This window comes from Rhizobium zaerense, from assembly GCF_051810725.1.
Lineage (GTDB): Bacteria > Pseudomonadota > Alphaproteobacteria > Rhizobiales > Rhizobiaceae > Rhizobium > Rhizobium leguminosarum_I.
Genome location: NZ_CM132690.1, coordinates 3,503,995 through 3,519,972 on the forward strand (window position 1 = coordinate 3,503,995; position 15,978 = coordinate 3,519,972).

A 15,978-nucleotide genomic window follows, 5' to 3' on the forward strand; every position below is an offset into this window, starting at 1 on the left:
CGTCAGGCATCGCCCAGATAGGTCTTGATCGTCTCGATGAATTTCGGAACCGAGATCGGCTTGGAAACATAGGCCTCGCAGCCGCCCTGGCGGATCCGCTCCTCGTCGCCCTTCATCGCGAAAGCCGTAACGGCGATGACGGGAATCACGTGCAACTCGTCATCTTCCTTCAGCCATTTCGTAACTTCGAGGCCAGAGACCTCGGGAAGCTGAATATCCATAAGGATGAGGTCGGGGCGATGCTTGCGCGCCAGGTCGAGCGCCTCCATGCCGTTTCTGGTCTGGATTGTCGTATAGCCGGACGCCTCGATGAGGTCGCGAAAGAGCTTCATGTTGAGCTCGTTATCTTCTACAATCATCACCTGTTTGGGCATGACATGCTGTCCCTACGTCCGTTCGCGCAGCGGTTCGTCCCATGAGAAAGGCACATGCGGACAAAAGCTGCGTGAAACCGATAGCGCACGCTACCGGTATTTGGTTGAAGAAAAGGTAACTTACCCCGCGAAATGCAAAGCAACTTCAAGACTTCGAAACAACAGGCTGCCGACCCGCACGAGACGGCGATCGCCGTGCTTGGCTGGCTTGCCGGTGATTCCGACATGTTCGGCCGCTTTCTCGCCCTGACGGGTGTGGCGCCCGGCCAGGTGCGCAACGCCGTCAACGATCCGGGATTCCTCGCCGGCATGATGGATTTCCTGATGAACCATGAACCAACGGCGATGGCCTTCTGCGCGGCGAGCGGTATCAGCCCGGAGACGGTGACGGCGGCCTGGCAGCATTTCTCTTCGCCGGGTCTCGATTCCGGAGAGGACTGACCGTGACCTCCGGGGAATTCGACATCTCGCATATCCGCCTCGGCGAGCGGCCGTTGATCGTCTGCGACGTCGACGACGTCGTGCTGCAGTTCATCGGTCCCTTCCAGCTTTTCCTTCAGAGCCAGGGCCACGCGTTTCTGCCGCGATCGTTCCGGCTTCACGGCAACATCGTCTCGCAAGCCGACGGCGTGGAGATCGAGGATCAAGAGGTCAGCCGGCTGATCGAGGAATTCTTCGAGGCCCAAGAACTGTGGCAGACGCCGCTCGATCGCGTCGTCGAAACGCTCGGCCGGTTTTCGGAAGAGGCCGATGTGCTTTTCCTGACAGCCATGCCGCCGCGGTTCCAAGACCAGCGCCGTCGCCTGCTCGACAGGATGGGCCTGCTTTTTCCGCTGCTTGCCACCGAACAACCCAAGGGGCCGATCGTTCACGCATTGCATGCCAGCCGCTCCCTTCCCGTCGTCTTCATCGATGATATGGCGCGCAATCTGCATTCCGTCAGGGATCACGTCGCCGATTGCCTGCTGATTCACCTGATGCCGAACTCGCCCGTCCATCGTTTCGCACCGGCCGCCGCTGACGACATCACGCGCGCCAGCGACTGGACGCATGCGGCCGCTCTCATCGAGGCGCATTTTGTCTCCGGCACTGTCAGGTGCGCAGTTCCAGCCGCATGAGCGGACGGCCGTCCTTGCGCCGTGCCACAGTCTCGAAACCGGCGGCTTCGAAAACTGCGGTCGAGCCGACGCAGAGCGTCACTGATTTCGACTGCTTGACATGATCGATCGGACAGGCTTCGAGCATCCGTGCTCCCTGGCGCCGGGCATGATCGATCGCGCCGGCGAGCAGACGATGGCTCATTCCCTTGCCGCGTAGCTTGGGCAGCAGGAAGAAGCAACTGACGGCCCAAATGGATGGATCATGCGCATCGCCCTCCTCCAGCGGTCGCGAGACGGTGCGCGGCGAATTGAACTGCGGCACGTCATGGCGCGGCCCGACCTGCACCCAGGCGACCGGCGCGCCGTCGGCATAACCGAGGATACCAGGCGGCGGACCCACGTTGATCCTCTCCCGCATATGCGCCTTGCGCTCGTCGGCCGCCATCTTCGTCCTGACTGCATGCGGCAGGCGCAGCGCGACGCACCAGCAATTATAGAAGGCACCCTGCGGCCCGAACACGATTTCGAAATCGTCCCAGCGTTCTGCCGTCACCGGCTCGAAACGAAGATCGTTATCCAAAGGCAAAGCTCCCGCCCTCTCTTGAGACTCGGAAGCATAAGGCGTAACCTCGCGACGTTCAATCTTTGTTCTCATCATGACACCCGCGCCTGACAAGACACCCGGCTTCTGTCGCGACTGCCTTGCCGAGCAGAAAGGCGAGGCGCGCCGTTGCGTTTCCTGCGGCAGCCCGCGCCTCGTGCGCCATCGCGAACTCTACGCATTGACGCTTGCGCATATCGATTGCGACGCCTTCTACGCCGCGGTGGAGAAACGCGACAATCCGAAGCTTGCCGACAAGCCTGTCATCATCGGCGGCGGCAAACGCGGTGTGGTTTCCACCGCCTGCTATATCGCCCGTATCCACGGCGTGCGTTCGGCCATGCCGATGTTCAAGGCGCTGGAGGCCTGCCCTGAGGCGATTGTCATCCCTCCCGATATGGAAAAATATGTCCGGGTCGGGCGGCAGGTGCGCGCAATGATGCAGGATCTGACGCCGCTGGTGCAGCCGCTGTCGATCGACGAGGCCTTCCTGGAGCTCGGCGGCACCGAGAGGCTGCATCACGATCCGCCAGCGCGCACGCTGGCCAAATTTGCCCGTCGCATCGAAAGGGAGATCGGCATCACCGTTTCGGTAGGGCTTTCCTATTGCAAATTTCTCGCCAAGGTCGCCTCCGATCTGCAGAAGCCGCGCGGCTTTTCCGTCGTCGGCCGCGAGGAAGCGGTCGAGTTCCTGGCACCGCGTCCCGTCACTACGATCTGGGGCGTCGGCAAGGCCTTTGCGGCAACGCTGGAGGCGGACGGCATCCGCACCATCAGCCAATTGCAGCAGATGGAGGAAAACGATCTGATGCGCCGCTATGGCAGCATCGGCCAACGGCTCGCGCGGCTGTCGCGCGGCATCGACGACCGCGAAGTGCATCTCAATGATGCCGCCAAGAGCGTGTCGTCCGAGACCACCTTCTTCGATGACATCTCGCGTTATGACGATCTGGTGCCGATCCTGCGCAACCTCTCCGAAAAGGTCTCCTGGCGGCTGAAGAAAAACGGCATTGCCGGCCAGACCGTGGTTCTGAAGATGAAGAGCGCCGATTTCAAATCGCGCACCCGCAACCGCAAGCTCGAAGACCCGACCCAGCTTGCCGACAAGATCTTCCGCACCGGGCTCGAGCTTCTCGAAAAAGAGACTGACGGTACGAAGTTCCGCCTGATCGGCATCGGCGTCACCGATCTCGGCGATGCCGCCCGCGCCGATCCGCCCGATCTCATCGACCAGCAATCGGGCCGGCGAGCGGCGGCCGAAGCGGCGATGGACAAGCTGCGCGACAAGTTCGGCAAGAAAACGGTCGAGACGGGCTATACCTTCGGCAGCGGCAAGCGCGATCACTAACGCGTGAGGGCAGCCGGCGATCCGGCCTATAAAATCTTCCTTAAACTTCGTCTCATAATGTGCCGGGCAAGTATTGCGTATGGTTGGGTTTCATGTTCTCGCGTCTCGTCTTCGGCCTCGGCTTGCTGTCGGCCACCGCACTCGTGCACCCCGCTCTTGCCGCGGATGCGCGCACGCTGCAGATCATCGTTTCCAAGGATAAGCAGTCGCTTGTGGTCTATGACGGCACCGAGGTCGTCGCGGCCTCGAAGGTCTCGACCGGCAAGGACGGCCACACGACGCCAAGCGGCATCTTCTCGGTGCTGGAAAAGCAGAAATATCACGAATCCAATCTCTATTCGGCGGCGCCGATGCCGTTCATGCAAAGGCTGACCTGGTCCGGCATCGCGCTGCACGAATCCAATTCGGTGCCGCGTTATCCGGCCTCGCATGGCTGCGTGCGCATGCCCAGCGCCTTCGCAAAAATGCTCTATGGGATGACCGATCCCGGTGTCCCCGTCATTATCAGCGACGGTGAACTGGTGCCGCAACCGATCGATCATCCGACTCTTTTCCATCCGGATGCACCGGCGGCGATGCCGCTACTTTCGGATGTGGAACTGCGGCCCTCCATGCCCGACAGCCCTGAGAAGCCGGTGCAGGTGGCGATGAACGATACCGCTGCGATGCCGATGCCGGCAGTGCAGCCGATTGCAGCGCCCGAACCCAAGCCGCCGTCCGAGCCGATCAGCATGCTGATTACGCGCCGGACGTTGCGCGAGACGGTGATTGACATCCAGAGCCTGCTCAACCAGCTCGGTTTTTCCGCTGGCAATCCGGACGGCTTGCTCGGTTCGTCGACCATGCAGGCGATCAAGGCTTTCAAGACGCTACGGCCGGCGGAATTTGCCGGCGACAGGAGCCTGGTCTCCGACACGCTCCTCAGAGAAGTCTATGCCGCGGCTGGCAAGGGCGAGCCGCCGAACGGCGTCATCATGGTGCGGCAGGCCTTCAAGCCGATCTTCGAAGCGCCGGTGACGATCGCCGATCCGAGACTGGCGCTCGGCACACATTTCTTCACGCTGCATGCGGTCGATGAAAAGGCCGGCACCGCCGACTGGCTCGGTATCACGCTCGAGAACAATCTCTCGCGGGAGACTATGAAACGGCTCGGCATCACCAATCAGGAAAGCTCGATCGTCACAGGCGAGCCGATCGCTCGATCGCTCAGCCGAATTACCATCCCCGACGAGACCCGCCGCCAGATCGACGCCCTCGTCGCGCCCGGCTCGACGCTGACGATCTCCGATACCGGCCTCGGCCGAGAGACCGGCGAAGGCACGGATTTCATCACGATCACCCGCGGATGATGGCCATCACGCTCTTTGTTTTATGCATGTCGTTATCCCGGAACCGCTGCACACTTCCGAGGCACATACATTAATCAGACAAGCTCGACGTCGACGACGCCGGGGGCGGCGCGAAGGGCGGCGGCGATCTCCGGCGTGATGCGGTATTTCTCCGGCAGCGCCACCTCCACCTCGCGTTTGCCCTCTTCCTTGATGACGATGAAGGAAACGAGGCCATCGCCCTTGGCGTTCAAATGGCCGGCAACCATTCCCAGCGGTCCGGAATCGCGGACATAAACGCGTAGCGCCTTCTGCATCTGCAGCGACTTTTCCTCCAGCGACTGGATCGTCTGGATGCGCAGGCCAATGCCCTCCGGCCGCTCCTCGCCGGTCGCAGTCAGCACGAAGGATTTTCCAGACTCAAGCACGTCGCGATACTGGTTCAGCATTTCCGAAAACAGCACCGCTTCGAACTGGCCCGAAGAATCGGAGAAGACGATGATGCCCATCTTGTTGCCGGTGCGGGTCTTGCGCTCCTGCTTCGAGATGACGGTACCGGCAAGGCGCGCATTGGCCGCGCCCTGTTTGATGGCGGCGGAAAATTCGGCAAAGGTCTGCACCCGCATCTTCTGCAGGATATTGTTGTAGGAATCGAGCGGGTGGGCTGTGAGATAGAAGCCCAGCACCTGGAACTCCTTGAGCAGCCGCTCGGAGGGGAGCCAGGGCGAGAACGGCGGCAGTGAGATTTTCTCAGGCCCCGACGTCAACGTACTGCCGAAGATGTCCGACTGGCCGCTCAGCTTGTTCTCCTGGGCGCGTTGGGCATAACCGAGAATGCGATCAAGGCCGGCTGCTAGCTGGGCGCGGTCCATGTCGAAACAATCGAAGGCGCCGGCATAGATCAGGCTTTCGAGCACGCGACGATTGACCTGACGCGGATCGATGCGCAGGCAGAAGTCCTCGATGCTCGCAAAGGGCTTGTCGCCACGCACCTCGACAATATGGTCGACGGCGGATTCGCCGACGCCCTTGAGGGCGGCGAGCGCGTAGTAGATGCGGTTGTCGCCGGTCTCGAAATGACGGAAGGAGCTCTGCACCGAGGGTGCGATCACCTCGATGCCGAGGCGCTTAGCATCCTGACGGAAATCATTGACCTTTTCCGTGTTGGACATGTCGAGCGTCATCGAAGCGGCCAGGAATTCGACCGGGTAGTGCGCCTTCATGTAGGCCGTCTGGTAAGAGACAATGGCATAAGCGGCGGCATGCGATTTGTTGAAGCCGTAATTGGCGAACTTCGCCAGCAGTTCGAAGATATTGTCGGCCTGCGGCTTCGATACGCCGTTCCTGACGGCGCCAACGACGAAGCGCTCGCGTTGCTGGTCCATCTCGGCCTTGATCTTCTTACCCATGGCGCGGCGCAGAAGGTCGGCCTCCCCCAGCGAATAGCCTGATAGAACCTGGGCGATCTGCATCACCTGTTCCTGATAGACGATGACCCCTTGCGTTTCCTTGAGCAGGTGGTCGATCATCGGATGGATCGATTCCAGCTCTTCGTCGCCGTGCTTGCGAGCATTGTAGGTCGGGATGTTCTCCATCGGGCCTGGACGATAGAGCGCCACCAGCGCGATGATGTCCTCGATGCAGTCCGGCTTCATGCCGATCAACGCCTTGCGCATGCCGGCACTTTCCACCTGGAACACACCGACCGTCTCGCCGCGCGACAGCATCTCGTAAGTCTTCTTATCGTCGAGAGGAATGGCCGCGAGATCGACCTTGACGCCGAGCTTGGCGACGAAATCGACCGCGACCTTCAGCACCGTCAGGGTCTTCAGGCCGAGGAAGTCGAATTTGACCAAGCCTGCCTGCTCGACCCATTTCATGTTGAACTGAGTAACCGGCATATCGGAGCGCGGATCGCGATACATCGGCACCAGCTTGGAAAGCGGCCGGTCGCCGATGACGATGCCGGCGGCATGGGTCGAGGCGTGGCGGTATAGCCCCTCGATCTTCTGGGCGATGTCGAGCAGGCGCGCGACAACAGGTTCCTTCGCCGCCTCCTCCTGCAGCTTCGGCTCCTCCTCGATCGCTTTGGACAGCGGCGTCGGATTGGCGGGGTTGTTCGGCACGAGTTTGCAGATCTTGTCGACCTGGCCGTAGGGCATCTCAAGCACGCGGCCGACGTCGCGAAGGGCGGCACGTGCCTGCAGCGAACCGAAGGTGATGATCTGCGCCACCTGCTCACGGCCATATTTGGCCTGGACGTAGCGGATCACCTCTTCGCGGCGGTCCTGGCAGAAGTCGATGTCGAAGTCCGGCATCGAGACGCGTTCCGGATTGAGGAAGCGCTCGAAGAGCAGCGAAAAACGCAAGGGATCGACGTCGGTGATCGTCAAGGCATAGGCGACCAGCGAACCGGCGCCCGAACCACGGCCGGGGCCGACCGGAATGTCATGCTGCTTGGCCCATTTGATGAAGTCGGCAACGATCAGGAAGTAGCCGGGAAAACGCATGCGCTCGATGACGCTGAGTTCGAAATCCAGCCGTTCGCGATAATCCTTTTCCTCGTAACCCGGCGACATGCCGAGCGTCGCAAGCCGCATGTCCAGCCCTTCGACCGCTTGGCGGCGCAGCTCGCTCGCCTCGGCGCGTTCGGCCTCCTCGGCATCGTTGGTCGCACCGGTGAAGCGCGGCAGGATCGGCTTTCGCGTCTTCAGCACGAAGGAGCAGCGCCTGGCGATCTCGATGGTATTTTCAAGCGCTTCCGGCAGGTCGGCGAAGAGCTTGGCCATTTCGGCCCGGCTCTTCAGATAGTGATCCGGCGTCAGGCGAAAGCGGCTGTCGTCGGAGACGATGGCGTTGTGCGCGACCGCCATCAGCGCATCATGGGCGTCGTAATCGTCGCGCGTCGGGAAGAACGCCTCGTTGGTCGCAACCAGCGGCAGGTCGTGAGCATAGGCGAGCCCGATAATCTTCTGCTCGTGCCGCTTGTCGTAAGTGCCGTGCCGCTGCAGTTCGACATAGAGCCGGTCGCCGAAGAGACGCTTCAGCGTGAGCAGCCGGGCTTCCGCCTGAGCGGGATGGCCCTCCTTGATCGCCACGTCGACTGGCCCGGTCAGGGCGCCGCTCAATGCGATCAGCCCTTCCGTGCCTGCCTCCTCCAGCCAGGAGGTGCTGATATGAACAGCCTGGTTGCTCTCGCCGCCGAGATAGGCCCGGCTGACGAGATCGACCAGCCGTTCGTAACCGGCATCCGTCGCAGCGAGAAGAACGATCGCCGGCAGCTTGACCAGAGCCTGCTGACCGCCGCGCTTTTCGGTTTCCAGCCCGTCTTCCATGTCGATCGAGACCTGGCAGCCGATGATCGGCTGCAGGCCGTCCTCCATCGCCTTCTGGGAGAATTCGAGGGCGACGAACAGATTGTTGGTGTCGGTAATCGCAATCGCCGGCTGGCTGTCGCCGGTCGCCTTGTAGAGGATCTTCTTCAGCGGCAGAGCGCCCTCGAGAAGCGAATAGGCGGAATGGACCCTCAGGTGGATGAAGCCCGGCGTCCGCCGGCCGCCTCACCCGTTGAACCCTTTGCCGTATCCGCCATGACATGCCTTCCCAATCACCCGAATGAATCGGACGCATTGTCGGCATAAAGGGCGATGATGTCCAGAAGAAGTCCCGCGTCCGGACCGCATGATTGCCATGCGATCCCCTGAAAACTTTAGAACGCCATGACGATGAGCGAGAAGCTGGCAACGAACATTGCGATGGAGGTGAATGCTGCGATATCACGGATCATGTCAGTCACCGGGCTCTCCTTTACTCGTTATGTTTTCAGTTTGTTCTATGTATGTTCTGTTGTCAACAGGAATCTTTTCCTTCTTTCTTGTGTTGGAAAAATGCCGGGATGTGCACCTGTGAATCGCTGCGAGCCAGCGCCCAATGTGACGGCTAGCAGGTTTCCCCTTCTCGGCCCGTCCCGGATCCTCACGGCGCCTAGACGGCCAGCCTCCTCGGCCGTCCGTCTAATTCCGGCCATCGTTCCCTTTTTGTTCTTTACACTTCGCAGCGTATTTGCCAGCATCTAGCGGAGAGGAGAATGGCATGTTGGATATTGCGATGCTGAACGCATTCGTGGTGGAGGCGAAGGCTGCAACCTATGTCGGCGGCGGCGTGGCGCGCCCGCCCTGCCGGCCAAGCTCCCACGACATCGGTTACGAACGCGGCAACTGGCGCTATCTCGACAGCTATTTCGGCGGCACCGATTTCGCCGGACAGGAAGTGGTATGGTTTGCCGACGAGCCCGTCTGGGCGATGAATTATTTCGGCTGCGTCATTGCGCCTGATCTCATCAACGGCGCAGCAGCCGGAACGGTGATCAAGGCGGCCCTTTCGGCGATGTATCGAGAGGGCCGGTTTCTCGGCGGAATGGAATTCGACCATCCGTTCGGCCGCTATATCGATCGCAGCGAAGGCGACTGCGCGCGGTTCGCCGGGCACGAATGCATCATGGTCTACGGCCAGAAGCCCTATATGCTCGACTATCGCGGCGGACTGATCATCCCTTGATCGGCTGCCCACTGCTGTTCTGTCAAAAGTGCATATTGTCCGGCCAGGAGGTCGACGAGATCAGCCCCTCATCCGGCTGCCGCCACCTTCTCCCCGCTCGCGGGGCGAAGGGACATGCCGCAACGGCTTTCCCTACCCTCGACGCTGCGTTTGGCACGTCCCCTCGCCCCGTTTTTTACGGGGAGAGGGTGAGGGGCAGCCATCGGCGCAAACCGGACAGCCGTGAGCCGCAGTCTCAGAAATCGACGATCTTGCCGTCGGAGATCGTCACGCGCCGATCCATGCGGCGGGCGAGCTCGTGATTATGGGTGGCGATAAGAGCCGCAAGGCCGGACTGGCGCACCAGCGCTTCCAGCGCGTCGAAGACATAGCTTGCCGTCTCAGGGTCGAGATTGCCGGTCGGCTCGTCGGCAAGAAGCAGGGTCGGCGCATTGGCGACGGCGCGGGCAATCGCAACCCGCTGCTGCTCGCCGCCGGAAAGCTCGCCCGGGCGATGCGAGCCGCGATGGCCGATGCGCATATAATCGAGAAGCTGGCCGGCCCGCTCTCCGGCCTCCTTCCAAGACAGCCCGGCGATCAGCTGCGGCATCATGATATTTTCGAGCGCCGAGAATTCCGGCAGCAAGTGGTGGAACTGGTAGACGAAGCCGATTTCGCTGCGGCGGATTGCGGTGCGTTTCTCATCGCTCAAGCCGTCACAGGCATGGCCGTTGATGTTGACTTCACCGCCGTCCGGATGCTCCAACAGGCCGGCGACATGCAGCAGTGTCGACTTGCCGGTACCGGAAGGGGCGACGAGAGCGACAATCTCCCCCTTCGATATCGAAAAGTCCGCGCCCTTGAGGATCGAGAGCAGCGTACCGCCCTGCCCATAATGGCGCTCGACGCCGGTAAGCTTGAGAACGACGTTGCGTTTCATGAAGGCGGCATTCCTTATTCGTAGCGCAGGGCCTGCACCGGATCGAGCCTGGAGGCTCGCCAGGCCGGGAAGATGGTCGCGATGAAGGAGAGCGTCAGCGCCATGACGACGATCGAGATCGTTTCGCTGAGATCCATCTCGGCCGGCAGTTGGCTGAGGAAATAGACCTGCGGACTGAAGAGCACGGTGCCCGAAATCCAGGAGAAGAACTGGCGGACGGATTCGATGTTGACGCAGACGAGAACACCGAGCAGCACACCGGCAATGGTGCCGACGATGCCGATGGCCGCTCCGGTCATGAAGAAGATGCGCATGATCGCGCCGGCGCTGGCACCCATGGTGCGCAGGATGGCAATATCGCTGCCCTTGTCCTTCACCAGCATGATGAGACCGGAGATGATATTCAGCGCCGCGACAAGCACGATCAGTGTCAGGATCATGAACATGACGTTGCGCTCGACCTGCAGCGCCGAGAAAAAGGTCTGGTTGCGCTGGCGCCAGTCGGTGATGGCAATCTGGCGGCCGGCCGCCTCCTCCACCTTGGGCTTCAGATTGTCGATATCGTCGGGGTGGTCGACGAAGAGCTCGATCGACTGCACCAGTCCCTCGGCATTGAAATAGAGCTGCGCTTCCTCGAGCGGCATGAAGATGATCGAGGAATCATATTCCGACATGCCGATCTCGAAAAGGCCGGAAATCTTGTAGGACTTGATGCGCGGGCTGACGCCCATCGGCGTAATGTCACCATCTGGCGACGTCAGCGTAATGAGGTCGCCGACGCGCAGACCGAGTTGGTCGGCCATGCGGGTGCCGATCAGGACGCCGTCGCCGGAGGCATACCCCACCATGTCGCCGGATTTGATGTTGTCGGAGATCGTCTTGAGCTTGGTCAGGTCCTCGGCGCGGGCGCCGCGCACCAGAGCGCCGGTGCTGCCGCCGGCCTGGGAGGAGGCGAGCACCTGGCCTTCCACCAGGGGCAGCGCCATCTTGACGCCGGGCACGGCGGCGAGCTTGCCGCTGAGAGCGGGATAATCGGTGAAGGGGCCGTCGACCGGCTGGACGATCATGTGGCCATTAATGCCGAGGATGCGCGATACGAGCTCGGTTCGGAAGCCGTTCATGACGGCCATGACGATGATCAGTGTCGCAACGCCCAGCATGATGCCGACGAAGGAGAAGCCGGCGATCACCGAGATGAAGGCCTCCTTGCGGCGGGCGCGCAGATAACGCCACGCCACGAGTCGTTCGAAGGTGGAAAATGGCTTGCCAGCCGGACCCAAGCCGGATTTTGAACTCCGGTCCACTGCTGCCTCTGCCATTTCGCCTCCGTTTCCTTAAGCCACGAACCGATTGATCGCCGCTTCGATGGTCATCGTTTCGCGGGCGCCGGTCTTGCGGTCCTTCACTTCCACTTCGCCGTTTGCGACCGCGCGCGGGCCGGCGATGATCTGGACGGGTATACCGATCAGGTCGGCGGTCGCGAATTTCGTGCCGGCCCGATCGTCGGTATCGTCATAGAGCACATCCTTGCCGGCCTTGCTCAGCGCGGCATAGATCAGCTCGCAGGTATCGTCACAGGCCTGATCGCCCGCCTTCATGTTGATCACAACGATATCGAAGGGCGCGACGGATGCCGGCCAGATGATTCCGTTATCATCATGCGATGCTTCGATGATGGCGGGAACAAGGCGTGTCGGGCCGATACCGTAGGAACCCATATGAACGAAGTGTTCCTTGCCGTCAGGTCCCTGCACTTTCGCGCCCATCGGCTCGGAATATTTCGTGCCGAAATAGAAGATGTGGCCGACCTCGATGCCGCGTGCCGACAGGCGGTTGCCTTCGGGAACGGCGTTGAAGACCGCCTCGTCGTGCATTTCCGAGGTCGCGGCATAGAGCGAGGTCCATTTGTCGAAGATCGCCTGCAGGCCCTCGACGCTATCGAAATCGGTGTGTGCACCGGGAATATCGAAATCGACGAAATCCTTGTGGCAGAAGACTTCGGATTCGCCGGTGTCGGCGAGGATGATGAATTCATGGCTGAGCTTGCCGCCGATCGGGCCGGTATCGGCGCGCATCGGGATAGCGCGCAGGCCGAGCCGGTCGAAGGTTCTGAGATAGGCGGCGAACATCTTGTTATAGGAATGCTCCGCCGCTTCGCGCGTCAGATCGAAGGAATAGGCATCCTTCATCATGAATTCACGCGATCGCATGGTACCGAAGCGCGGACGGATCTCGTCACGGAACTTCAGCTGAATATGATAGAGATTAAGCGGCAGGTCCTTGTAGGACTTGACGGAGGAGCGGAAAATATCCGTCACCATCTCTTCGTTGGTTGGGCCGTAGAGCATCGGCCGATCCTGACGGTCCTTGATGCGCAGCATCTCCTTGCCGTAGGCGTCGTAGCGGCCGCTTTCCTGCCAGAGTTCGGCCGATTGCAGTGTCGGCATCGACAGCTCAATGGCGCCGGCGCGGTTCTGCTCGTCGCGGATAATGGCGTTGACCTTGTCGAGCACGCGCTTGCCCAGCGGCAGCCATGAATAAATGCCCTGCGATTGCTGGCGGATCATGCCGGCACGCAGCATCAGCCGGTGGGAGACGATTTCCGCCTCCTTGGGGTTTTCCTTAAGGATGGGCATGAAATAACGGGACAGACGCATGGCGGATTCCGGAGCAGTTGAGATCCCGCAGCAGGCGGAATCGAAAGACCATTGTTAATGTCGGGAGCGTTCATAGCCGCTTCGCGGCAGGAAGGAAACCCGCAACGGATGGCGGCAACCTCCCGGAAGCGCATGTTCGCACCCGCAAAATAAAAGGGCATGAAAAAGCGCGTGTTTATAAGGACTTGAACGAAAATCTTGTCAACAGAAAAATTTTACTAGAGTGTAGCAAAAATGCAAAAAAAGCTGATGACAAAGCCCAATGTTTGAGCTAGTTTTAGCTCACAAAACAGGCAGGAAGTTAAATTCTTGTCGAATTCGCGGTCAAGTCTTGGGAGGATCAGATCTTAGGCGCGCTCGTCGCAGCCCCGGCAACGGTTACAGATCACGCGATACTTAAAACAAGGCTTTTAGCCTTGTTTTTTTTTGGCTTTTCGTCATCCATCCCATCCAAAAACCCGACCGACTTCCGTAAGGGAATAGCCGTCATTCCGTTAGGCGAGCTCTTTGCCGCAACAGCGTGACGCTGGTATGACGAAACTCGCCTTCAATAAGCTTGCATCTGCTCAAAGTTTGAGCAAAAGCTACGATTCAATAGAAGCTAGGACCGAGCTGCGGCAGGGCGTCGAAGCCCCAGCCGAAATAGGTGTCGCAGACGTACCAGAGGCCATAGACCAAGGCCGAAATCAGCGTCGTCAGCGAAAACACGAAAGCGGCGCGAAACCGGGTGGGCGCGCTCGGGACGGTGCCGAGCACGACATTATCATCTTCCGCCTGGGTGCGCAGGCCGATTGGCAGGACGGCAAAAAGCGTCATCCACCAGATGACGAAGTAGACGGCAAATCCCTGAAGAAAGATCTGGAGCATTATGGTTCCCGTTGATGCCGCGCTGATATCGCGTCGTTATACGGCGGAATCGCGACCAACTCAAAGCGAACGAAAGGTTTAGCCGTCTTCGGGTCACTCTGCCGCAGCAGGGCTATTTCTGCCGTTGCAGGGCTCAGGCCTGTTCGAGTTCGATCAGCGTGCCGAAGAAATCCTTGGGGTGCAGAAAGAGCACCGGCTTGCCGTGCGCGCCGGTCTTCGGCCGGCCGTCGCCGAGCACCCTTGCGCCCGCATCGACCAGTCGGTCACGGGCGAGAAGGATATCGTCCACCTCGTAGCAGATGTGGTGCATGCCGCCGGACGGGTTCTTTTCGAGGAAGGCGGCGATCGGCGAGGTAGCCCCGAGCGGCTGCAGCAACTCGACCTTGGTGTTCGGCAATTCGACGAAGACGACGGTGACGCCATGCTCCGGCAGAGCCTGCGGCTGCGATACGGCAGCACCCAGCGTATCGCGATAGGCCGCCGTCGCCGCGGCCAGATCGGGCACGGCGATGGCGATATGGTTGACCCGGCCGAGCATGGTCAGACCTTGGTGACGAAGGCGGTGACAAGGGGTTTCTTGCCCCAGGTGTTGTTCGCGGCCGAGCGGATGGCGCGGCGCACGGCCTCCTGCAGCATGTCGATATCCTTGCGGCGGGCGCGCGGAATGCTCTCGATGGCGCTGACCGCCGCGTCGAAGAGCATATCCTCCATATCCTCTCCCTCATCATCGTAGGTCGGCAGGCCGATCGAAATGAGGTCGGGTTCGCCGACGATGTCATAGCGGGCGTCGAGCACGACGTTAACAGCGACATGGCCGACATAGGAGAGCTTCTTGCGCTCGCCGATCCCCATCTCGTCGAAATCACCGATCAGCGTGCCGTCCTTGTAGATGCGACCATGCGGCGCCTCGCCGATCACCTCGACCGGACCGGGCGCCAGCCGCAGGATGTCGCCGTTGCGCACCCGCGGCACCAGCGCGATGCCGGATTGCTCGGCAAGCTCCTTGTGGGCCGTCAGATGTATCGCCTCGCCATGCACCGGCACGACGATCTTCGGCCGCGTCCATTCATACATCCGCTGCAGCTCGTTGCGCCGCGGATGGCCGGAAACGTGGACCAGCGCCTCGGTATCCGTGATGATGTGCACGCCTTGCTCGACGAGGCCGTTCTTGATGTCCTGGATCGCCTTCTCGTTGCCGGGAATGGCGCGCGAGGAAAAGACGACGATATCGCCCGCCGCAAAGGCCACATTACGCATCTCGTCGCGGGAGAGCTTGGCAAGAGCTGCCCGCGCCTCGCCCTGGCTGCCGGTGAGAATGACGACGACCTTGTCACGCGGGATATAGCCGTATTCCTCCTCGGAGATGAAGGGCTTCACCCCTTCCATCAGGCCGACATCCTGGGCGACGTCGACGACGCGCTTCAGCGAACTGCCGAGCAGCAGCACTTCGCGGCCTGCCGCCTCGGCAGCCTCGGCTACGGTGCGGATACGCCCGACATTCGACGAGAAGGTGGTGATCGCCACCCTGCCCTCGGCATCCTCGATGATCTTGCGCAGGCTTTCGGACACATCCTTTTCGGAGGGCGAGACGCCGTCGCGCAGCGCATTGGTGGAATCGCACATCAGCGCCAGAACGCCCTCGTCGCCGAGCTGGCGGAAACGTGTCTCGTCGGTCAGGGGTCCAAGCGAAGGCTCGTGGTCGATCTTCCAGTCACCGGTATGGATGACATTGCCGACCGGCGTGCGGATCATCAGCGACATCGGCTCGGGGATCGAATGGTTGACGGCGACGCCTTCGATGCTGAAGGGGCCGACATTGATCGTATCGCCGGCTTTGAACGGCGTCACCGGCACTTCGCCGATCTTGGCCTTCTCGAAATTGCGCTTGGCTTCGAGCAGACCTGATGTAAAACCAGAGGCATAGACCGGCACGTTGAGGCCGGGCCAAAGGTCGGCGAGCGCACCATAATGGTCTTCATGCGCATGGGTGATGATGATCGCCTTGAGGTTCTTTCGCTCGCTGGCGAGGAAGCGGATATCGGGCAATACGAGGTCGACGCCCGGCAGGTCCGGCCCCGGAAAAGTGACGCCGCAATCGACCATGATCCACTGGCGATGCTCGGGCGGGCCGTAGCCATAGAGAGCGAGATTCATGCCAATCTCACCGACACCGCCCAGAGGCAGGAATACCAGTTCGTCCTGTTTCGCCATAATTTTTGTTTTTTCC

At 60.8% G+C, this 15,978-nt stretch carries 13 protein-coding genes and 1 pseudogene; 5 read left to right on the forward strand and 9 right to left on the reverse strand.

Features of this window, described 5'->3' with window-relative positions; all coding sequences use genetic code 11:
* Positions 1–2: 2 nt before the first annotated feature.
* The gene (locus ACS4RR_RS17105; RefSeq protein WP_003547430.1) at positions 3–374 is read right to left on the reverse strand and encodes a response regulator; all 372 of its coding nucleotides are present in this window, start codon (positions 372–374) and stop codon (positions 3–5) included.
* Between the two features lie 132 nt (positions 375–506).
* On the opposite strand from ACS4RR_RS17105, the gene ACS4RR_RS17110 reads away from it, so the two are divergent.
* The gene (locus ACS4RR_RS17110) at positions 507–815 is read left to right on the forward strand and encodes a DUF3572 domain-containing protein (RefSeq protein ID WP_260110636.1); all 309 of its coding nucleotides are present in this window, start codon (positions 507–509) and stop codon (positions 813–815) included.
* Positions 816–817: 2 nt separating this feature from the next.
* Positions 818–1,492: a hypothetical protein gene (locus tag ACS4RR_RS17115; RefSeq protein WP_456189052.1), complete on the forward strand. Its 675-nt coding sequence runs from the start codon at positions 818–820 to the stop codon at positions 1,490–1,492.
* Here ACS4RR_RS17115 and ACS4RR_RS17120 read toward each other — a convergent pair.
* Positions 1,467–2,054, reverse strand: a complete 588-nt coding sequence (locus ACS4RR_RS17120; protein WP_456189053.1) for a GNAT family N-acetyltransferase — start codon at positions 2,052–2,054, stop codon at positions 1,467–1,469. The genes ACS4RR_RS17115 and ACS4RR_RS17120 overlap by 26 nt on opposite strands.
* A gap of 76 nt (positions 2,055–2,130) precedes the next feature.
* Between ACS4RR_RS17120 and ACS4RR_RS17125 the strand changes: the two genes are divergently transcribed.
* Positions 2,131–3,423, forward strand: a complete 1,293-nt coding sequence (locus tag ACS4RR_RS17125; protein WP_260110634.1) for a DNA polymerase IV — start codon at positions 2,131–2,133, stop codon at positions 3,421–3,423.
* A gap of 92 nt (positions 3,424–3,515) precedes the next feature.
* Positions 3,516–4,772 carry a L,D-transpeptidase family protein gene (locus ACS4RR_RS17130; protein ID WP_260110633.1) on the forward strand — a complete coding sequence of 419 codons (1,257 nt, stop codon included), beginning with the start codon at positions 3,516–3,518 and terminating at the stop codon, positions 4,770–4,772.
* Between the two features lie 74 nt (positions 4,773–4,846).
* Here ACS4RR_RS17130 and dnaE read toward each other — a convergent pair.
* Positions 4,847–8,343 (reverse strand): annotated as a pseudogene (gene dnaE, locus ACS4RR_RS17135) (DNA polymerase III subunit alpha).
* Positions 8,344–8,843: 500 nt separating this feature from the next.
* Here dnaE and ACS4RR_RS17140 point away from each other — a divergent pair.
* Positions 8,844–9,308: a DUF5680 domain-containing protein gene (locus ACS4RR_RS17140; protein ID WP_222384775.1), complete on the forward strand. Its 465-nt coding sequence runs from the start codon at positions 8,844–8,846 to the stop codon at positions 9,306–9,308.
* A 235-nt stretch (positions 9,309–9,543) separates the two neighbouring features.
* Here ACS4RR_RS17140 and ACS4RR_RS17145 read toward each other — a convergent pair whose 3' ends face one another.
* From ACS4RR_RS17145 to ACS4RR_RS17170, 6 genes are all read right to left on the reverse strand, one after another.
* Entirely contained in the window at positions 9,544–10,227 is a 684-nt protein-coding gene (locus ACS4RR_RS17145; protein WP_017963867.1) for an ABC transporter ATP-binding protein, read from the reverse strand.
* A gap of 14 nt (positions 10,228–10,241) precedes the next feature.
* Complete coding sequence (locus ACS4RR_RS17150; protein WP_260110631.1) at positions 10,242–11,546, reverse strand: lipoprotein-releasing ABC transporter permease subunit; 1,305 nt, start codon at positions 11,544–11,546, stop codon at positions 10,242–10,244.
* A gap of 15 nt (positions 11,547–11,561) precedes the next feature.
* Positions 11,562–12,884, reverse strand: a complete 1,323-nt coding sequence (gene proS, locus ACS4RR_RS17155; protein ID WP_260110630.1) for a proline--tRNA ligase — start codon at positions 12,882–12,884, stop codon at positions 11,562–11,564.
* A gap of 591 nt (positions 12,885–13,475) precedes the next feature.
* Positions 13,476–13,751: a DUF1467 family protein gene (locus ACS4RR_RS17160; RefSeq protein ID WP_017963864.1), complete on the reverse strand. Its 276-nt coding sequence runs from the start codon at positions 13,749–13,751 to the stop codon at positions 13,476–13,478.
* 133 nt (positions 13,752–13,884) lie between these two features.
* Entirely contained in the window at positions 13,885–14,289 is a 405-nt protein-coding gene (gene mce / locus ACS4RR_RS17165; RefSeq protein ID WP_170278529.1) for a methylmalonyl-CoA epimerase, read from the reverse strand.
* Between the two features lie 2 nt (positions 14,290–14,291).
* Entirely contained in the window at positions 14,292–15,962 is a 1,671-nt protein-coding gene (locus ACS4RR_RS17170; protein WP_260110629.1) for a ribonuclease J, read from the reverse strand.
* Between the last annotated feature and the right edge of the window lie 16 nt (positions 15,963–15,978).